This is a genomic window from Marinococcus sp. LNHM5E3-2.1 (assembly GCF_056034365.1).
In genome coordinates, this window is sequence record NZ_JBQLIB010000016.1 from 1 (window position 1) to 20122 (window position 20122).

Sequence of the window (20122 nt, forward strand, 5' to 3'; positions counted from 1 at the left end):
GCAGCCGGCTTTTCTTAGGCTTTCAGCACGTAAATAATTAAACAAATCCACCCGGCAATAAAAGCCACTCCGCCTAAAGGAGTTACGGCCCCCAGCCAGGAAATGCCAGAAAGCGACAGCACATACAGGCTGCCGGAAAATAAAACAATTCCTGCAAACAACAGCCATCCGGACCATCCCAACAGCGCTGATCCTCCGCCAGTATAAGCTGCTACAGCGCCGATAGCGATCAGTCCCAGGGAATGATACATATGATACTGCGCTCCGGTATTATACGTTTCAAGCATCCGGTTCGACAGCCGGCCCTCCAGGCCGTGGGCACCGAACGCCCCAATTCCCACTGCCAACGCAGCGTTTACTGCCCCTAACACAACGAGTACTTTCCACAGCATGCCTAAGTCTCCTTCTTAATTAAAAATCCAGTAAATTACCTTCCGTTGACGGAATATCTTTTTCCTCTTCCACCGTTTCACGGCTCGGCCTCGATGCTGCAGGCTTTTCCGGAGCAGGAGCCGCAGCTTTTGGCTGCGGAGGTTCTGCAGCCGGGCGCTGTGCTTCCCCGGCCCTGGAAGAAAGCAGAATATCACAATAGTTTCGAAGCGTTCTTGCGTGCTCCTGCAGCGCCCGCTCGTCTCCCTTTTCCCCCTGCTCTGCGAGCTGGAGCAGTTCCTCTTCCATTTTTTCAATCACGGTCTGAACAGATATCTGCATAGGCTCTGCCCTCCCTTTCTCTGCTTCAAAGCATTCACATTTGGAATTCTGTCAAATTATATCATATGTACAGCCCGCAGCCCTATGTTTCTCCTCATTGTCACGAGACGTTCGCAATTTTCCGGCAGATAGTATAAAAAAACTGCCGAACCGAAAAATTCGGCCCGGCAGACTGTTCTTTTACCGACTAAATTCGTTTTGAATTTCATGCATCTTCTGCACTTTGTTTTCCCAGCATTTCGGGCTTAAATCAACTGGATATTCTTCAGGATTTAACGACCGTTTGTATTCTTCCCATAAAAGCGGCAGATTTGATTGCATATAGGTCTGGATATCTGTCATGGACGGGAGACTGTAAACCAGCTTACCGTCTTTGAATATTGTTTCATGAAGATTCACCGCTTTGAAATTCTGAACTTTTTTGCTGATATACGTGTGCACCGGATGGAACATGTGCAGCTCCTCCTGCTCGTTTGGCTCTTCCCCGGAAAGCGTAATGTAATCTCCTTCCGAGCGTTTGTTTTCAGTATTTATTATCCGGTAAACATTTTTCACGCCCGGGGTAGTCATTTTTTCCAGATTGCCGGATTTTTTTGCTCCAATTTTCATCGTGTCACGCATGTCACCATTATTGTTTTCAATCGCCACAAGCTTGTATACAGCTCCAAGAGCAGGCTGGTCATACCCGGTGATAAGCTTGGTACCGATACCCCACGTATCAATTTCTGCCCCCTGGGATTTTAAATTGGTAATTGTATATTCATCCAGGTCTCCGGAGGCAATAATCTGGGTGTCTGTAAAGCCGGCCTCATCGAGCATTCTTCTTGCTTCTTTGGACAGGTAGGCCAGATCCCCGCTGTCGAGACGCACGCCTTTGAAGCGGATATTTTCACCCATCTCTTTTGCGACCTTGATGGCATTAGGTACTCCCGAGCGGAGAGTGTCGTACGTATCCACTAAAAATACGCAATCCGTGTGGTGCTCGGCATACATTTTAAAGGCTTCATACTCTGTTTCACATGCCTGTACCATAGAATGCGCATGTGTGCCCGCTGTAGGAAGCCCGAATACTTTTCCGGCCCTGACATTGCTCGTTACTTCAAAACCGCCGACAAAAGCCGCTCTGCTCCCCCACAGCCCGGCGTCAAGCTCCTGGGCCCGGCGCAGACCGAAATCCATCGCTCGTCCGTCCCCACCCGTCACCTGTTTAATGCGGGCTGCTTTCGTAGCGATCAGTGTCTGGTAGTTCACCATGTTTAACAGCGCGGTTTCAATCAGCTGGGCTTCTCCGAGCGGCGCTTCTACTTTGATCATCGGCTCGTTGCCGAAGACAAGCTCGCCTTCCTTCATCGCATAAACACTGCCGGTAAACCGGAGTTCCGCTAAATAGGAAAGAAAATCTTCCCCGTAGCCTGCTTCTTCCCGCAGATAAGTAAGGTCTTCCTTTGTCATCCGGAAATTTTCCAAAAAGTGTACGACCCGTTCCAATCCGGCAAATACGCCAAACCCATTGCCAAACGGGAGCTCCCGAAAATATAGATCAAATACGGCTTTCCGGGTATGCATGCCGCTCCGCCAATACGTTTCCACCATATTCACCTGATATAAATCGGTATGGAGCGATAAACTGTCATCTTCATAGCGTGTCATTCCAGCCCCCCCTTTTAAATCCTGTTATTTGTACTTGCCTGAGTCGTGTTTGCACTACTTGTACTTTTTCACTTCTTCTTTCCATTGAAACCCGTTTCCCTCTTGTCCCGGGTACATTTAAAAAAGAGCCCGCCCTGAATCAGGTGCGGACTCTTATACGTCTGCGTTTACTTCTCTACAAGCTCATAGCCGTAGGCTTCGATCTTCGCATAGTCTTCTTCGTCAATCACCCAGTACTGGCCATCGTTATTGCGGACAATTACTTCCTTTTCCGATGCGTCTTCACGGGCGTTTTCAAGCTCGTCGAATTTTTTCGCCGGTACTTGAATATCTTCTACTATGATAAATGACATGAATAAAACACCTCCGTTGTTTCGAAAGTGTTCCCGTTCACTTCTTTATTCAAACAGATATAAAGAATTTTTTTAAAAAAGGGACTTTTTTATTAATGCATATCCTGCGATAATTCCTCAGCTTGAACTCTTATCCCGGACGGAGAGCACGGCTTTGATACCGGCAATATTTAACCCCTGGTCGATAAGCTCTTTGATTTCCTGACACCGATCAATATCATTCATCGAAAACAGGCGCTGGTTTCCCTGATTTCGCTCTGGATTGATCAACCCCTGTTCTTCGTAGTAACGGATTTGGCGAGCTGACAATGATGTGATTTCTTGTACCACGCTAATGGGAAAACAAGCAGCATTACGAGGAATATTACCCTTCACCGCGCCCTCCTCCTTTATAAATTTTTTCAGCCTGCCGTAAGGGGTTACCTCCGGCGGTGGCTGAGATGTGCATATACGTCCTGAAGTGTCTCATAGCCAAGCTCCTGTACCGTCTGGATGGAGCGTGTCCAGAGCTCAGCCGCCATAATGGCATCCCCTAGAGCATTGTGTCTTCCTTTTATCGGGATGTCGTAATAGTTGCAGCAGTCATCGAGCGAACGAAATTCAAAATCCGGGGCAGCAATACTGAACACAAACGAAGTATCGAGCAGACGATGCTGCAGGTTCGTCCCCATCGTCCGGTACGTATACTTCTGCAGAAACTTTCGTTCATGGGAGGCGTGATGCGCTACGAGTATATCCGCCTGGGCAAACTGATAAAACTGCTCGAGAGCTTCGCTGATCGATTGGCCGTCTGCTTCCAATTCCTCCGCTGTTAAACCGGTGACTTCGCTTACCTCCGGGGACACAGCCTCTGGTTCATGGACAAGCGTATAAAAGGCATCGTCCCGGACCAGCCGGTTGTGTTTAATTTTAATCGCTCCCATCGACAATATCTTATCTCCGGCATCTGCGTTAAAGCCCGAGGTTTCCAGATCAAGGACGGTGACGTTCAGTGAAGACAGCGATTTCTGCAGAGGCTGCTCTGCCTTTACATCTTTTTGCAGCTGACGCATAAAAGACTGATGCTGGGGATTCGTGGAGTCCAGACCGCCAAATCGACTAGAAATACTGCGCATCCATTGAAACATCTAAAAATCACCCGACTCCATGATTTTTTTTGTGTGCTGAAACAAGTGTTTTCCTTCTTTTAATGCAGATTTCAGCTCGGACTTCTGGGCTTTCGAAAGCTGCTGCAGCGGTACGTAGTGAACATCTTCATAAACATTCTGTTTCTTGGAAAATGAAGCCCGCAGCTCCAGCAGATTTTTAAAATGCACGTCCTTGCCCTTCACATAGGAATGTTTTTCCGACACCTGCCGGATGCGTTCTATCGTGGAGGAAGCATGAATCCCCTCATGGATCGCAAGCAGACGCAGAGCATGAACGTATGGGAAAAATCCAACATCTTTGATGTGCATCGAGCCTGCGTACTGCCCTTTTTCTTCCGGGAGAAGCTGGCCGAAAGCGTTGAGCCCCTTGTGCAGGTACGCAGTGTTTTCGGATAATCGCTTTAATACGTCTCGCTGGCCGGCCTGCTCGAAGACATGCTCCTTTACTTCCTCAAGAAGCTCATCTTCTCCCACCAGCGTCCTCGCATCGATAAAGGTGAGCAGGTGGCGGAACGGCCCCCATTCATCGGCTTCAATCCAGCCATCCACCTGCTTTTTCCACCCTTCCACCCCGTGGCACCAGCGTTTGTGCGAAGCCATAACCAGTCCTTCACAGCGCGGGTATCCAACGATCGCCATTCCTTCACGTATTTCTGCTCCGAGGCCGAGAAAGTAATCCTGGTGTTCGTCGTCTGTCCCTTCAAAAACAATACCATGATCCTGATCACTGAACTTCGCCTGCTCCTGTCTTCCCGCGCTTCCCATAAGAAAAAAAGCAAAGTGAGCAGGAAGGTCTCCCCGCTCACTCTGGTGATGATGAACAGCAAGAGTAACCGTTTCTGAAATCCACATATCGTGGGCTTCATTAAGCTTTACTGGCTCTCCCGCCAAATCGTCCATCTTCTCTTCTTTGTCTTTTTTTATTTCTTCATAGCTCTTAAAGGAAGGTTCTGCTGAAAATCCCTGTGCTTGTGAGAATGAAGAATTCGACATAATTTATGCTCCTGTTCTTTCCGAAGAATTGTCTGTAGTAGGCTGCACGTTTTCCGGGTACCCGTATGCACCGTGCTCACTCATATCAAGACCCATGATTTCTTCTTCTTCCGATACGCGAAGGCCGCCGATGATCGATTTTGTAATTAAGAGAATAATGTAAGAAGCGATGAGTGCAAACAGTCCGCAAGCTACGACACTGATTGCTTGAACACCCAGCTGGGTCAGCCCGCCGCCGTAGAATAAACCGGCACGGCCGCCGTTCATTTCAGCAAGCTGCGGTGTAGCAAAGAAACCGGTAGAAAGCGTACCCCAGATACCAGCCATACCGTGAACTGAAAGGGCGAAAATTGGATCATCGATGTTACGTTTTTCAAAGAAACGAACGCTGAAGAAGCAGAGTATTCCACCAATTGCGCCGATAACCACGGATGCCCATGGAGCTACAAATGCGCAGGAAGCGGTAATTGCTACAAGTCCTGCCAGTGCTCCGTTCAACATGCTTGGTACGTCTGCTTTTCCGAGCACAGCCCAGGCAATCAGAAGTGCTGCAAAAGCACCCGCCGCCGCTGCCAGCTGTGTATTCATTGCAACGTAGCCAAAGAAACCGTCCGCTACACCGAAGGTACTCGCTCCGTTAAAGCCGAACCAGCCGACCCACAGGAAAAGCACCCCTAAAGCAGTAAACACCTGGTTATGACCTGGAAGATTGTTGACCGAACCGTCTTTATTGTATTTCCCAATACGCGGCTTAAGTAAAATTGTTGCCGCAAGAGCACCCATCGCACCAGTCAAATGGACTACTGTGGAACCGGCAAAGTCCTGTTTGCCAAGACCGGAAATCCAGCCGCCGCCCCAGATCCAGTGTGCAATTATTGGATACACAATGGCAGAGAATAAAATAGCGAAGACTACGTAAGCTGCAAGCTTCGCACGTTCAGCGAAACCGCCAAAAGCAATCGTAAGGGCAATCGCCGCAAATGCGAGCTGGAAGATAAAGTCGATGGCAGGCGTTAAACCGTCTGCGGTGCTTGCGTCCCCGTAAAAGAAGTTCGAAAGCCCGATGATGCCTCCAACGTCGTTACCGTAGATAAAACCGTACCCGACAGCCCAGAAGACAAGTGAGGAAATCCCCAGTGTAAAGATTGTTTTTCCTGCAATGTGACCCGCGTTTTTCATCCGGGTCGAACCTGCTTCCAATAGAATAAATCCACCCTGCATAAGAATAACTAAAATAAATCCAAGCATAACCCAAAGGTTATCAAGCAATACTATCGGATCCACGTTTTTTCCCCCTCTGTTATTATCGTGCAAGATTCATGTGAACTTAGCTAACATCTTGCGTTAAATAGTATTTTACCGTTTAAATTTTCAGAATCTAGTACTATGTAAGATAATCTTACACAAAAATATCCTCCTTATGACTTAAAAATTCGAAAAATCAGTGATATGCAACGGGTTCAAAAGGTTTATTATTTTACGAAATAATTTTGTTTTCATTATTTTTGAAAGCGTTACCTTAAAATAATAGTCTTTTTATTTTTTCTCCAGCATTTTCTCCCCAAAAAAAAGACGATAAAATTAATTATCGCCCCAGCTGTCTATTTCTATTCAGTTCTGCTATACCGACTGTTTTTGAATAAGCCTCTGCAGCAGACGCACAAAAAATGGCAGGCAGAGAAACAACACGAGCACTCTTATAATATGGAGACTCGATACAAGAGTCGGTTCAAGATTTAAGGCAACCGCCGTGCTGCTCATCTCTGCTGCCCCTGCAGGGACTGTGCTGAGAAGACTCGTCACATACGGCAGACCCGTAGCAGCGTGAAACATTAGAGCGAGCAGCAGGCTGAAAATGAAGTAAAACCCGAGAAGCACCGCGCTTGGACGCCCGATCTCCTTTAATTTATAAAAGGTCGGACGGTCAAAACGGATACCGACCATCGCTCCGAGCAGAGCCTGGCCGCTCCCGCCGATAACAGAGGGGAGTCCATTGTCTGTTGTCACCACCCAGTGGCCAACGACAAATCCAATTAGTAACCCGTAAAACAACGTTCCTGCCGGTACTTTATACAAATAATAAAGCAGAACCGTAGCCACAACGCAAATACCGAACACTCCCATTACTGCAGGAGAGACTTCGGATATCGCCGGTCCGGCACTTCCTATCGAGCCAATATCCGCCGGGGTCGTAAGACCGATAAAAATTGGTATCGTTAACACAAACAGCGTTATTCGCGTAGTGTGAAATGCCGCGACCATACGGTTGTCAGCTCCGTAATCGCTGCTTAAGCCGATCACCTCCGAAGCGCCTCCCGGGACACAGCAAAAATAAGCCGTCAGCGGATCGAGATCCGTCCAGCGGTTCATCAGCCAGCCGAGACCAACGCCGAGCGCCATTGTTAAGCTGAGGGTAAGAATCAGCGGAAAAATATACTGTCCCAGAAGAGCAAAGATACCGGGCTCCATCATAAAACCAATGTTGCATCCAATCAAAGCAAGAACGGTGCGGAACGGCCAGCCATCAAAAACGAGCCGTTTGTACGCCATCCCACAGACAATCCCTGTCACGAGCCCGCCAAGCAGCCATCCTGCCGGCAGCTGTAAGTAGGTAAACAAGCTGCCTGTTAGTACGGCAGTTGCTAATAATAAAAGTTTTGTCCGCTTCATCCTGATGCCTTCTTTCCTCATTCATCCATATCGGTTAATATTATAGCATCCTGATGAAATTGAAAAACCTTCCCGCTATTTCATGCATTAATTGCATTTTATTCACAGCAGAGGAGTTTGAATGGGAATGGCGGAGGTTATACGAAAAGTATTATTCGCTCAAAGGAGGAAATTATGACTGCCAGTATTTACAACATTGAGGCCGTCCAGGCTGATGGCACAGAAAAAACACTGAACGAGTACAGGGGTGAGGTGCTGCTGATTGTCAACACTGCTTCAGAATGCGGCTTCACTCCGCAGTACGAAGAATTGGAGGAGCTGTATCAACGATACAAAAACCGTGGCTTTCAGGTACTCGGCTTTCCTTCGAACGACTTTGGCGGCCAGGAGCCGGACACTATTGAAAATATCACGGAATTCTGCGAAACCAATTACGGGGTCAGCTTCGATATTTTTGATAAGATCCATGCCAAAGGAAACGAAAAACATCCCCTTTTCGACTGGCTTCTGGAGCAGACCAGCCCAGACCGTGAGATCGAATGGAATTTTGAGAAGTTTCTTGTTTCCCGCCACGGCGAAGTTCTCGGCAGCTTCAAAAGCAGTACAAAACCGACCGATCCGCAAATAACGAGCATGATTGAAACTGGCCTTCAGCAGTCTTAAAGATGGTAAACATAAAAAAGCAGCCGGCATAGCGAATATGCCGGCTGCTTTACTTCATTATTTTGTCGTTGACGCGTAATCGAACTCATCCGGGTGCAGACCATAACGGGCGTCTTCATTCATGCCGTTGATCGTGTCCATGTCTTTCGTATCGAGTTCAAAATCGAACACTTCTGCATTAGAGCGGATCCGTTCGGCTGTAACAGACTTAGGAATAGATACAACCTTATTTTGAAGGGCCCACCGTACCAGAACCTGTGCCGGCGTTTTGCCATGCTTGTCAGCAATTTCTTTCACCGCATCGTGTTCAAGAAGATCGCCTTTCCCAAGCGGTCTCCAGCCTTCAAGCTGAATATCATGGCTTTGGCAGTATTCTAACAGGGCTTTTTGGAAAAGACGCGGATGAAACTCTACCTGGTTCAGCATCGGCGTGATTTCTGCTGTTTTCAGCAGCTCTTCGAGGTGCTGTTCGGTAAAGTTACTGACTCCTATGGCACGTACTTTGCCGTCTTTATACAGCTTCTCAAGCGCTCCCCAGGTTTCTTTGAACTTTCCGGGAACCGGCCAATGGATCAAATAAAGGTCCACTACATCAACGCCGAGTTTTTTACGGGAGCGCTCAAAGGCTTCCAGCGCTTCGTCAAAGCCGTGTTCATTGTTCCACAGCTTTGTGGTGATAAACAATTCATCACGTGGCACTCCGCTTTCCTGAATCGCTTCTCCGACGCTTTCTTCGTTGTCATAAAAGGAAGCGGTGTCGATGGAGCGATAGCCTGCCTGCAGGGCGGTTAAAACAGCATTTTTTACTTCTTCACCTTTTTCTGCCTGATAGACGCCAAGGCCTAACCACGGCATTTTTACTCCGTTTGCTAAGGTTGTTACAGATGTTTGAATACTCATGTACGATCTTCCTCCTCTGTTGGAATACACCAGTCAATTTCCGGACGCCCGGCCTCTTTCAAAAACTGATTGGTTTTTGAGAACGGGCGGCTTCCAAAGAATCCTTTATTAGCGGAAAACGGACTCGGATGTGGAGATTTAATGACTAAGTGATGCTCGTTTGTAATAAGCTCTTCTTTTGCCTGAGCATGGCGGCCCCATAAAATGAATACCACGGGATACTCTTTTTCGTTAGTCTGCCGGATTACTTCATTTGTGAAGGTTTCCCATCCTTGTCCTTTGTGCGAATTCGCTTCCCCTTTTCGCACCGTAAGTACTGTGTTCAGCAGAAGCACTCCCTGCTTTGCCCAGGAAACGAGGGAACCATGACGCGGTTTTTCACAGCCCAGGTCTTCTTCCAGCTCTGCATGGATGTTTTTCAGCGATGGGGGGATGGAAACATCCGGATTTACGGAAAAACTTAACCCGTGGGCCTGCTTCGGCCCGTGGTAGGGGTCCTGACCAAGAATAACCACTTTTGTATTCTCGTATCCTGTATAATGCAGCGCATTAAAAATATCGTGCATATCAGGATAGACGGTCTTTTCCTGGTATTCTTTTTTTAAAAATTCCCGCAGCTCCTGATAGTACTCTTTTTCGAATTCCTTTTCGAGCACAGGAGCCCAGTCATTCTGCAGAATTTCCATAGCCGCGTCGACTCCTTCGCCTGCTGATTTCTTTTACTGTATGCTCTAAATCCTTAATATCCTTTTTTTAGAAAGATCAAACGTAAGCAGTCCGGGAAATGTCAATAGAATGCCACTCCTGTTCATTGTTTTTGCTTCACAGTCGCGTTACGATAAAAAAGACGATAATGTGATCTGGTATAGTGAAGGAGCGGCAGCCCATGAATGAAACTGATACAGTGGCGACCCAGCCAAGAAGCCTTAAAGCCATCATTTCCTTAGTCCTGGGGTTTGATGCATTCATTTTTCTTGTAATTCTTTTTCCTTTCAGTGTAATTTTCGGTATTATTGGTTTGTGGACCGGGATTAAAGCATTAAAGGACATTAAAAACTATCATTACCGCGGAAGAAAAGCAGCATTGGCCGGAGTCATTTTCAGCTTAATTGGAACGATAATAGGAGCTATCATTACGTTAAATGTTTTTGTATTATGATAAAAGTATCGGCGCTTTTAGGTTTTTTACACCTAAAAGCGCCGAATTTTTGTCCGTAAAGTAAAGCATCCCTGCAAAAAAAAAGCAGCTGCCTATAAAAAGAAATGGCCGGCAAACAAATACTTGTTTATCCTTCTCACCGGCAGTACTATGTAACTATTAAATACATTTTATTAGGAGGTTATATGAACAAAAAGATTGTACCTGTCGTAGGTCTTGTTTCCTTATTCATGCTTTCAGCCTGCAGTACTTCTATAGAGACCGAAGCTGCTTCAGGGTCTTCTGTGAAGGAAGAACTGCAGGAAATAAAGGAAAAGAACGAGAAACTGAAAACAAAAGTGTCCAATCTGCAGGAAAAAAATGAAGAACTCCGCGAGAAAAAGAACAGTCTAAAAGAAAAGAAAACAAATCTAAAGGAAAAGAACCAGAATTTACTGGAAGAAAACGAAGAGCTTAAGGAAGAAAACGCAGAATTAAAAGAAGAAGCAGGGACCTTCAACGAGGAGGAAGAAGAGACAGAAGCTTCATCCGATTCCAGCGAAGAGACAGACGGAAGCTACACGAACGTTATCGCCTCGATTACTGAAGAAGAGGCAGAGACCCGTATTAAAGAAAATGCAGAGAGCGACTGGCCTGACGACTATGTTATGCAGGATTTCGTCATAGAGGAGCAGAGAGCTGCCTACCAGAGCTTATCAGAGCTTTCCATCGACACAGGTACAAAGGAAACGCTTCTGCAAAACGCTTACGACGACTGGGGCTATGATTTTGTTATGGTCGAATTCGCCTATGAAGAACAGTTAAGCGCCTACAATAATTAACTGTTAAACAAGCGCCTGCTCCTTTAAGAGTAAGCGCTTTTTACATTCCTTTTACTTATGGTACGGGCTACCCGCATTAATTTGTACTGCACGGTAGATCTGCTCTGTAAGCATCAGACGTATTAATTGGTGGGGGAAGGTTAACGCAGAAAATGACCATTTGAAATCAGACCGCTTTAACACTTCTGCGGATAGGCCGAGCGATCCACCGATGACAAAAACAATGGTACTCGTTCCCTGTACGGCTAAATCCTGGAAGGTTGCAGCCAGCTGTTCAGAAGAAATCATTCTGCCTTCCGGCTCAAGAGCAATCACGTATCCCCGTTCAGGAATCTTTTTGAGAATGCGTTCGCCCTCTGTATTCTTTACCTGCTCATTTTCCTTATCACTGGCCTGCTCCGGTGTTTTTTCATCCCTTACTTCAACAATTTCCAAGGAGCCCTGCCTGCTCAGTCTTTTTTTATATTCTGCGATTCCTTCATTGATGAATGTTTCTTTGCATTTACCGACGGCAATAATCAATATATTCACAGGTCTTTTCCCTCCAGCTTATTTTTCCACAGAAATTGTCCACATATTCACAAGTGAACGAGCCTAAATTGACAAGATATATTCTGCTTTTTCTCCCCGATACTCACAGGGTGTGGATATTTTTTCACTTTCATCCACAATCCTATCCACACCCACAGCTATACTTTTTTCATTTTACAATACGTCATCCAATAATTATCTTATATGTTCTTTACAGCAGTATAGCAAGGGTTTGTCCCTCTTTCTCCATACAATTTTCTCCGCGTCTATTGTAGCATATATTTTCTTCAGTTCGACCATATCTATATTTATCCACAAAAAAAGAGCCTTCAATGGAAGGCCCTGAATTGATTTATTCACCTGTGGATTCTGTCTGTGTTAATTCTATATCCGTTGTCTGCTCTTCCCCGTTCCGGTAATACGTTATAGTAACTGTATCTCCGATTTCGGTGCTGTTATAGAGATAATTCCTGAGGTCGCTGCCTCCCTGTACTTCTTCGCCGTCAATTTGAGTGATCACATCGTTTTGTTCGAGTCCTGCCTCCTGCGCGTCAGAATTTGGCTGGACCTGGGTCACGTACACTCCGTGATCCACATCTTCCGGAAGTCCCAGCTCTTCTGTCCAGTTGTAGCTTGACAGTTCAGAAATTGATTGAATAGCAACACCCAGCTGCGGGCGTTCTACTTCGCCGTCTTCTTCTAAATCTTCAATGATCGGCACTGCCACTGATGTTGGAATCGAAAACCCGATGCCTTCCACCGAAGACTGGGCAATTTTCATCGAATTAATGCCGATGACCTGACCTGAGCTGTTGACCAAAGGACCACCACTGTTGCCGGGGTTGATTGCTGCATCCGTCTGCATGACGTCTGCTTCCCAGTCATCCTGTCCATCCCCGTCGTAATCCACCGGAATACTGCGGTCCTTCGCGCTGATGATTCCCTCTGTCACTGTTCGTGACAGATCTGTGCCGAGCGGATTCCCAATAGCGATTGCCTGATCTCCTACCTGCAGGTCGTCCGAACTGCCAAAATCAGCTACCGTGTCTATCTGTCCGCCGTCTACTTTTAACACGGCCAGATCAGTATAAGGGTCAGTACCGACAATCTCTGCTTCCAGCCGGGTATCATCCTCTAAGCTGATTTCTACTGAATTTGCCCCTTCTACCACATGGTTGTTGGTAACAATAAACGCTGAGCCGTTTTCCTTTTTATAAATAACGCCAGAGCCGGTCCCCTGTTCGACAGATTCTTCGCCCTGGTCCTCGCTGCCCTGAATACCGGCGTTTTCTGACTGAACCTGATTAAACACTCCGACTACAGCCCCGGAAACCTCGTTTGCTGCTGCTGTTACCGTGCCAGCCTCTGCACTGACTTCTTCCGTAGAGACGTCGGATCCGGAACCGTTGTCCGATAAATCCGCCGTCCCGTCAATCGTTTCAGTATTTTCCCCTGAAACCGAATCATATATAAACGGTGCTGATACTGTCATTACCCCTGCACCGAGAATTGCCCCCACAAAGCCCGCGATACCTACATTTCTGCGACTTTTCTTTTGCTTCTGACTTTCTTTTCTTGCATGATCATCATAATAACCCATATTCCGACACTTCCTTTTTCATAAGATACCGGGGCTGATTTCAGTGCTTTTGACACATACTGAAATGAAGACCCTTTATCATACCCGTCTCGGGTGCCGGGATGTATATTTATTGTACGAAGAAAAAGCACGCCCCGTCCAGTAAAAGGGCGCGCTTTTGATAATTTTTTACGTTTATAGAGAATACCCCTAAGGTGTACCATATATATTGGTTTAAAGGGTATGCAGGCTTGTAGGAAGAAATGGATCCGTATCGTAGAGATGAAACGTATGACCTATTCCTGTTTCCTCTTCTTCAAGCACCTGCTTTACTGTCATCCGTGCCAAGTCTTTCATGTTATTGTCCCGGCTTAAATGCGCGAGATAGATTCTGCTCGTCCGCTCTCCGACAATATCCGCGAGCGCATAAGCGGAGTCCTCGTTCGACACGTGTCCGGAATCACCCAGGATTCGTTTTTTAACATTCCAGGGATAGCGGCCCATACGAAGCAGATTAATGTCATGGTTTGATTCAAAAACGTACGCATCGGCATTTTTTACCGTGCCTTTGACCTGGTCGCTGACGTATCCCATATCTGTGGCAAGCGCCAGTTTTTTGCCTTCATGGTGAAACACAAAAAACATAGGATCTGCTGCATCGTGCGAAACGTGGAATGGCTCAAGCTCAATATTGCCAAATGCTGCCGGCTGATTTCGGTCAAGGTGAAATTTCTGTTCCAGGGGCACCTTCCCAATAAGCCCTTCCATCGCCTGCCACGTTTTTACGTTGGCATAGACCGGCAGCTGGTATTTCCGGCTTAATACCCCGACGCTTTTAATATGATCGCTGTGTTCATGGGTAACTATCAGCGCGTCCAAAGCTGCTGGATCCACACCGATCGCATTTAAATTTTCCACTATTTTTTTGCCGCTCAATCCTGCATCAATCAACAAACGCTGCTTCCCAGTCTGTACGTAAATAGCATTGCCTGTACTGCCGCTGGCAAGTACACTGAACTGCAGTGTCATTCTATCCTCCTGCTTTCCCTATTCATTAGCCGGTGCTTCTTCCCCGTTTTCCGCTGAACCATCTTCTTCAGCATCTTCTTCCGGGTCAGAGTCATTTTCCGGCACCTCCGGTTCGACCATGATATCCTCTTCGCCGTTATTCTCCATTACCTGCTCCCATGATTGGACGCGCTGGGTTCTGGCATTCACCAGGTACCTCGATTCTCCGTTTACTTCCACAATATACATCGGTGTATATAAATAAACGTTTTCTCCCTGAGGTGTAACCTGGTTAAAGTAACCGACGCTCACATCGCTCACCGTATCGTTTGTCTGCAGAATACCGTTGCTCGGGTTCCCCAGGGCTTCAATAGCATCCTCCGGAGGAATGGTGCTGTCTGCCGGAGTGGCATCAAGCTCAAAATACGACTGTCGGAAGCCCACAATCTCGTCCTGGTCGTTAAACACCAGCTCAAGCTGGGCAGACGTCTCCGGTTTATAAATCTGCTTATCGTCAAACGTCTGATAATAGTACTGCCTGTTTAACTCTTCATCCATCTGGCCCTGTTCATAATCGTCTGCACTCCAGACATAGTCGCTTAAAAAGGAGGCCAGATCCTCGTTCCGGTTAGCTTCAGATATTTCCACCGGTTCCTCGAGCGTAGCACTCATTCCAATCAGTCGTTCGTTTGATATATACGTAATTTCACTAATGTTTGAGTTGTCTTCTACCTTTTGAGAGCGGCTCCCGTCTTCAAAATCCACGTAGCTTGCTTCTAGATGAAGCTGTTCAATCCGGTCCGGCAGATCATCCTCTGGATACCCATAGAGCCGCTGTTCTGATTCCTCACCGCCTGTCTGGGAGGCAGAGCTTTCCTGGTAATTGGTCTGCTGTTCTAAATAACTCGAAAGCAAAAATGTATTAAGAAGCAGGAAAACAATAATAAAAATGGTCTTTGTTCTCGCCCAGTCCATCTTATTCTCCTCCTTCTTCGTTATCGTCTCCGCCAAAATCCACTGGAGACCAGCTGCCATCGCAGCGGACAAACCACCCGGGCTCCATGTCATAATAGCCGGAATTTTCCCCGTTTCTTGAAATGCTGTAGCCAATTTGTATATCTTCAATCAACGAAGAACTGCACTGCTCCTGTACAGCATCGAGCGTTTTTTCCCCGGTGGGAAGATCGGTGGAGACACCAGCAGCCCCAGTCCTGACCGGGTTATTTTCCAAATCAAACAGCGGCCGGGAATACCCACTTGTCTGCGTGCCTACATTCGACACCTGAATGGAAGCAAAATCACTGCCATTGGAGTCCCGGAAGACTGGCAGACCGCCTTTATTCATTCTGAAGGTAACCGTTGTTTCTCCGTCCAGGGTGGTGGAATCATAATACTGGTAATTATCCGACCAGCCGGCATGATTGTTCACGAACTCAAAGGAAGAAACAAGGCTGCTTGTATCATTACCGTCTGTCTGCTCCGAATAGGTTGGGTTGGCATAACGAAGGTAATCCCCGGCATTATTAATCCGCAGCTCTCTCGTGCCGTCTGTGATGACTTCTGATGAATCATAGTTGTACGTCTGAAGGTTTTGGCCATTTCCTTCCGGCAGCAACACCTGCTGAAAGCTGTTGGCTGATAAACTCGTGGAAGCATAGGTATAATTCGTCCGGGATCCCGGATCTTCGGGAATATAAATATGCTTTTCATACCCGTTTTCATCAGCACTGTAAGTAAGCATGTTTTCGTATTCCGAGAGATACCGTTCGTGCTCCACATCGCTTTTATCCAGGCTAGTGTTGCTGTTTACAACTACACCCTGATCGTAGGAAACAAACGCAGCGTTCAGTTCTTCACTTGCCGGTGAAGCTGTTAATATAATCCGGTCAATCGAGCCATCCAGGATGCTGGCTGCTTCATCGTTTTCATCTTCAAAGCTGAACAGTTCATTGATCATCGACCACGATACCGACGACGGAAATACAAGCTCCATCGAATATTCTGCTGAAGAGACGCTTTCGTACAGCTCATCATGCTCCAGGTCAGTCGCTGATGTTTCTGTGATGCTTGCCTCTTCGAGCTGCCGGAAGGCTTTGTCCAGGTCAGTTGAAGCCTGGTCCTCGGTCATGAGAACACTTCTGCCATTTGAACGCACTACTCCCTGATTCGGCCGGACGATTTCACCTGCTTCCCGGGTCTCTGCTATTTCTGTCGTTTCCTGTACGGTTTCGGAGGAATTGACGCTATCATATTCGGGCTGAAACGACCAGTTCTGCCAGGTAAGAAGCAGACTGCCTATTACTAAAATCGTTAACACCCAGGATTTGATTGTTTCTTTCATGATCCAGCCTCCGCTTTATTAATCACTGAATATGGCAGCGTAATTAATATAGTGGTTCCTTTTTTCCATTCACTGTCAGCCGCAATTCTTCCGCCGTGCGCATGGATAAATTCCTTGGCAATCGCAAGACCCAGTCCGGTACCCCCGAGGTTTCTCGCTCTCGCTTTATCCACCCGGTAAAACCGGTCAAAAATACGGTGCTGGCTTTCTTTTGGAATGCCTACACCCTGATCGCTGATTTCCACGTCTACAGCATCAGCACGAGTAAACATCTGCACACTGATTTCCCCGCCATCCGGCGAGTACTTCACGGCATTTGAAAGTACGTTATCAAAGACTTGATAAATCCTGTCTTTGTCCATATCTACGTATACCGGGTAGGAAGGGACTTCTTTATAGAAAGCAATATTTTTATCCTTGTTAATCATTTCAAAGCGTTCAATCACCTGATTAATCATTTCAGACAGGTCCACAGTAAAAAAGTCCAGGCTGATTTCGTCACTGTCCATCCGCGAAAGCTGAAGCAGGTCGTTCACGAGCCGGATCATTCGGTCCGTTTCGTTCTGGGTCACCTGTAAAAAGCGGGGTCCCAGATTTTCATCCTGCATCGCTCCGTCTTCGAGAGCTTCCATGTAGCTCTTCAGCGTAGTCAGCGGAGTTCTTAATTCGTGAGAAACATTTGATACAAATTCCCGGCGCTCTCTTTCTATCTTTTCCTGCTCCGTGACATCATGAAGCACGGTAATCAGACCAGTAACCGGTCCATCTTCGTTTCGCACGATGGAAAAGTTGGCCTGCAGCAGAAAATCCTGTTCCTCGCTGCTGAAATCCAGCATGATCGCTTCATTATAATCATACAGATCGCTCGATGTCAGCGTCTCAGACAAATGCAGAGCTTCTGTAATGTACGTGCCTTCCATTTCGTCGCTGTTTTTGTTTAACAGCTGCTCAGCGCGTTTGTTCATCAAAATGATACGCCCGAGTTCATCAGTGGCTATAACCCCGTCCGTCATATGGGTCAATACCGAGCTTAATTTCTTCCGTTCGTCCTCGGTGCTTGCCTGGCTCTCTTTTAGTTTCAGCGTCAGCTGGTTAAAGGAATGGGCCAGCTGCCCGATTTCATCGTTGCCGTACACGCGGACTCTGCGGGAAAAGTCTCCTTCCCCCATAATTTTAGCCTGGCGCTGCATGTCCGCGATAGGTCTTGTAATCGTGCGGGCCAGCAGAATACCAAGTATGGCGTTTAAAATCAGCACAATAATGCTCGCTGCAATTAAAATACTGCTGATGTCATTTACCAGGCTGTATACGCTCGACATGTCGGAACGCACGTACAATACACCCAGAATTTCTCCGTCTTCTTCGATCGGCCGCACAATTAAGCTGACCCTGTGGCCGCTGTCGGCATCCCAGCGCACTTCTTCAAGCGTATTCCCTAATAACGCCCGCTGCACAAGGTCATCGTTCGATTGGTTATTGACGATATCCTGCTCGTTTATATTCGACGTGCCTAAAATAATCTGATTGGAGCCGATCACCCTGGCTTCCGGACTCGACTGTCCCGGGTCATTATTTGCTCCTGAATTGGCAAATTGGCTTAATAAACTGTCGATATCCTCCTGAACCGTATTATCGTCTTCTCCTCGACTCTGTGTCAGTTCTTCCTGCACATTATACTCCAGAAGATCGGTCTGCTCGGCGAGCGTATCATTAAAATTTTCCACGAGCGTGTCTTCAAGAGCGCTCGTGAAAAATACGGTAATGAACTGCATCGCTACAAAAATCAGCAGCACGAAGATCAAAATGAGTTTAAAATGAATCGATTTGAAAAAATCGATAATCTTCATACATTACTTCTCCTGTTCTGGATGTTTTAAGTAGTATCCAACACCACGTCTTGTCACAATCCACTCAGGGAAGCTCGGATTGTCTTCTACTTTCTCTCTTAAACGGCGCACCGTTACGTCCACGGTACGTACGTCCCCAAAGTAATCATAGCCCCACACGGCCTGCAGAAGATGCTCTCTTGTCATTACCTGGCCGATATGGCGGCCAAGGTAAAGAACCAGTTCAAACTCCCGATGCGTAAGGTCTATCGGCTCCCCACGTTTTGTTACTAAATACGCATCCGGGTCTACGAGAAGGTCACCGATTTTTATAGCATTCTGCGGCTCGGTGCTGCCTTCTTCTGCTGCCGGCTGCTTCCTGCGAAGATTGGCTTTAACTCTGGCCAGAAGCTCCCGGTTGCTGAACGGTTTGGTTACATAGTCATCTGCTCCAAGTTCAAGACCGAGCACCTTATCGATTTCCCCGTCTTTAGCAGTTAACATGATGATGGGCATATCAAACCGCTTCCGGACTTCTCTGCATACTTCCATGCCGTCCTTGTTTGGAAGCATGACGTCAAGAAGAATCAGATCCGGACCGAAATTATCCACCTTTTCTAAAGCTTCGTCGCCGTCATATGCACAAACAACCTGAAACCCTTCTTTTTGAAGATTAAATTCTAATATATCAGCAATTGGCTGTTCATCATCGACTACTAATATTTTCTCATCCATGTTCCCACCGCTCCATTCCTCAAATGTGAAAAGGCATAAATTCAATCATCTATGTGTAGTAACATCCTGCAAAGGTATGCCTCTTTATGTTTATTGCAAAATATTTAAGAGGATTACAATTCTCTTTCACATTGTAACACAGCTCTTTATCTGTTCCTATCGAGGCCGGAAGCCTGTGAAAAAAGCGCCTGGACGTCAATGTCCAGGCGCTGGTTATTTTATAAAAATGGTGGCTCGAGACGGAATCGAACCGCCGACACGAGGATTTTCAGTCCACTGCTCTACCGACTGAGCTATCGAGCCATGCTAAAAAAATAATTTTGCTTAGATACTGCTCTTGCTTCCAGGGCTACTGTCCTTACCCTCATTCTTTGCTTATTCGATGAAGCAATTCGGGACGGACAACTCGCAGAACATTCGGAGAGGTATCGCTTGTTGCTCTACCGACTGAGCTGCCTGGCCATGAGTAAATCAGAAAATAAAATGGCGGGCCTGACGGGATTTGAACCCGCGATCTCCTGCGTGACAGGCAGGCATGTTAACCACTACACCACAGGCCCTTTTAAAAAAGAATACACTGCGAATCTTATCGTCTGTTGCTTTCGTTCGCTGCAGTCACGTACGCTTTGTACGTTCCTTTGCTCTCTCTCTGGCATACTCAACCTTCTGGTGTCTTCTTTCCAAAAATGAGTAAGGGGGGTAAACTGCGAATCTAGTCGTTTATTTCAGTGCTGTTCATTTTCTGTTTGATAAGAAAATGGTGACCCGTACGGGATTCGAACCCGTGTTACCGCCGTGAAAGGGCGGTGTCTTAACCACTTGACCAACGGGCCTTTCATGGTGAGCCATGGAGGATTCGAACCTCCGACCCTCTGATTAAAAGTCAGATGCTCTACCAACTGAGCTAATGGCTCCTAATATGAAGAAATTGTCGCTGTGGATAACGACAACATGAGTAATATTATCACGTCACAGATGCAATTTCAACTAGTTTTGCATGAAAAAAGTGATTCGTTGAAAAAAGCATCCGCCTC

21 protein-coding genes and 4 tRNA genes are annotated in these 20122 nt (G+C 46.8%); 3 read left to right on the forward strand and 22 right to left on the reverse strand.

Annotation, left to right across the window (positions count from 1 at the left end; translation table 11 throughout):
• Positions 1–14: 14 nt before the first annotated feature.
• The 9 genes from ACTRXH_RS14150 to ACTRXH_RS14190 form a co-directional block, all read right to left on the reverse strand.
• Positions 15–392: a DUF423 domain-containing protein gene (locus ACTRXH_RS14150; protein WP_474261260.1), complete on the reverse strand. Its 378-nt coding sequence runs from the start codon at positions 390–392 to the stop codon at positions 15–17.
• Positions 393–411: 19 nt separating this feature from the next.
• Complete coding sequence (locus ACTRXH_RS14155) at positions 412–711, reverse strand: DUF5327 family protein (protein WP_474261259.1); 300 nt, start codon at positions 709–711, stop codon at positions 412–414.
• Positions 712–891: 180 nt separating this feature from the next.
• Entirely contained in the window at positions 892–2361 is a 1470-nt protein-coding gene (locus ACTRXH_RS14160) for a nicotinate phosphoribosyltransferase (RefSeq protein WP_474261258.1), read from the reverse strand.
• A 167-nt stretch (positions 2362–2528) separates the two neighbouring features.
• Positions 2529–2714, reverse strand: a complete 186-nt coding sequence (locus ACTRXH_RS14165) for a hypothetical protein (RefSeq protein ID WP_091615281.1) — start codon at positions 2712–2714, stop codon at positions 2529–2531.
• Positions 2715–2831: 117 nt separating this feature from the next.
• Positions 2832–3089, reverse strand: coding sequence for a MerR family transcriptional regulator (locus ACTRXH_RS14170; protein WP_462869050.1), 258 nt, complete (start codon positions 3087–3089; stop codon positions 2832–2834).
• 44 nt (positions 3090–3133) lie between these two features.
• A complete protein-coding gene (locus ACTRXH_RS14175; RefSeq protein WP_091615278.1) occupies positions 3134–3841 on the reverse strand; it encodes an exonuclease domain-containing protein in 708 nt (235 codons plus the stop codon).
• Positions 3842–4855, reverse strand: a complete 1014-nt coding sequence (locus tag ACTRXH_RS14180) for a DUF294 nucleotidyltransferase-like domain-containing protein (protein WP_474261257.1) — start codon at positions 4853–4855, stop codon at positions 3842–3844.
• Between the two features lie 3 nt (positions 4856–4858).
• Positions 4859–6139: an ammonium transporter gene (locus ACTRXH_RS14185; RefSeq protein WP_474261256.1), complete on the reverse strand. Its 1281-nt coding sequence runs from the start codon at positions 6137–6139 to the stop codon at positions 4859–4861.
• Between the two features lie 336 nt (positions 6140–6475).
• Complete coding sequence (locus ACTRXH_RS14190) at positions 6476–7525, reverse strand: AbrB family transcriptional regulator (protein WP_474282693.1); 1050 nt, start codon at positions 7523–7525, stop codon at positions 6476–6478.
• Between the two features lie 174 nt (positions 7526–7699).
• Between ACTRXH_RS14190 and ACTRXH_RS14195 the strand changes: the two genes are divergently transcribed.
• A complete protein-coding gene (locus ACTRXH_RS14195; RefSeq protein WP_474282695.1) occupies positions 7700–8188 on the forward strand; it encodes a glutathione peroxidase in 489 nt (162 codons plus the stop codon).
• Between the two features lie 57 nt (positions 8189–8245).
• Here ACTRXH_RS14195 and ACTRXH_RS14200 read toward each other — a convergent pair whose 3' ends face one another.
• Positions 8246–9088: an aldo/keto reductase gene (locus ACTRXH_RS14200; protein WP_474261253.1), complete on the reverse strand. Its 843-nt coding sequence runs from the start codon at positions 9086–9088 to the stop codon at positions 8246–8248.
• Entirely contained in the window at positions 9085–9774 is a 690-nt protein-coding gene (locus tag ACTRXH_RS14205) for a uracil-DNA glycosylase (RefSeq protein ID WP_474282698.1), read from the reverse strand. The genes ACTRXH_RS14200 and ACTRXH_RS14205 overlap by 4 nt, the downstream gene beginning before the upstream one ends.
• Positions 9775–9974: 200 nt before the next feature.
• On the opposite strand from ACTRXH_RS14205, the gene ACTRXH_RS14210 reads away from it, so the two are divergent.
• Both ACTRXH_RS14210 and ACTRXH_RS14215 read left to right on the forward strand, forming a co-directional pair.
• The gene (locus tag ACTRXH_RS14210; protein ID WP_474261251.1) at positions 9975–10247 is read left to right on the forward strand and encodes a DUF4190 domain-containing protein; all 273 of its coding nucleotides are present in this window, start codon (positions 9975–9977) and stop codon (positions 10245–10247) included.
• 185 nt (positions 10248–10432) lie between these two features.
• Positions 10433–11068, forward strand: a complete 636-nt coding sequence (locus ACTRXH_RS14215; RefSeq protein WP_474282700.1) for a hypothetical protein — start codon at positions 10433–10435, stop codon at positions 11066–11068.
• Positions 11069–11119: 51 nt separating this feature from the next.
• On the opposite strand, the gene rlmH is transcribed toward ACTRXH_RS14215, so the two are convergent.
• From rlmH to ACTRXH_RS14270, 11 genes are all read right to left on the reverse strand, one after another.
• The gene (gene rlmH / locus ACTRXH_RS14220) at positions 11120–11599 is read right to left on the reverse strand and encodes a 23S rRNA (pseudouridine(1915)-N(3))-methyltransferase RlmH (protein ID WP_474282702.1); all 480 of its coding nucleotides are present in this window, start codon (positions 11597–11599) and stop codon (positions 11120–11122) included.
• Positions 11600–11951: 352 nt separating this feature from the next.
• Positions 11952–13199: a S1C family serine protease gene (locus ACTRXH_RS14225; protein WP_474282704.1), complete on the reverse strand. Its 1248-nt coding sequence runs from the start codon at positions 13197–13199 to the stop codon at positions 11952–11954.
• Between the two features lie 213 nt (positions 13200–13412).
• Complete coding sequence (locus ACTRXH_RS14230) at positions 13413–14207, reverse strand: MBL fold metallo-hydrolase (protein ID WP_474282706.1); 795 nt, start codon at positions 14205–14207, stop codon at positions 13413–13415.
• A gap of 18 nt (positions 14208–14225) precedes the next feature.
• A complete protein-coding gene (yycI, locus tag ACTRXH_RS14235) occupies positions 14226–15161 on the reverse strand; it encodes a two-component system regulatory protein YycI (RefSeq protein WP_474261246.1) in 936 nt (311 codons plus the stop codon).
• 1 nt (position 15162) lies between these two features.
• Positions 15163–16527, reverse strand: coding sequence for a YycH family regulatory protein (locus tag ACTRXH_RS14240; protein ID WP_474282708.1), 1365 nt, complete (start codon positions 16525–16527; stop codon positions 15163–15165).
• The gene (gene walK, locus ACTRXH_RS14245) at positions 16524–18374 is read right to left on the reverse strand and encodes a cell wall metabolism sensor histidine kinase WalK (protein ID WP_474261244.1); all 1851 of its coding nucleotides are present in this window, start codon (positions 18372–18374) and stop codon (positions 16524–16526) included. The genes ACTRXH_RS14240 and walK overlap by 4 nt, the downstream gene beginning before the upstream one ends.
• A 3-nt stretch (positions 18375–18377) precedes the next feature.
• On the reverse strand, positions 18378–19088 hold the full coding sequence (yycF, locus tag ACTRXH_RS14250; RefSeq protein ID WP_091615232.1) for a response regulator YycF: 711 nt from the start codon (positions 19086–19088) through the stop codon (positions 18378–18380).
• A gap of 227 nt (positions 19089–19315) precedes the next feature.
• Positions 19316–19391: transfer RNA gene (locus tag ACTRXH_RS14255), tRNA-Phe, on the reverse strand.
• 181 nt (positions 19392–19572) lie between these two features.
• Positions 19573–19648, reverse strand: a tRNA-Asp gene (locus tag ACTRXH_RS14260).
• 198 nt (positions 19649–19846) lie between these two features.
• Positions 19847–19921, reverse strand: a tRNA-Glu gene (locus tag ACTRXH_RS14265).
• A 5-nt stretch (positions 19922–19926) separates the two neighbouring features.
• Positions 19927–20002 (reverse strand) — tRNA-Lys (locus ACTRXH_RS14270).
• Positions 20003–20122: the final 120 nt, after the last annotated feature.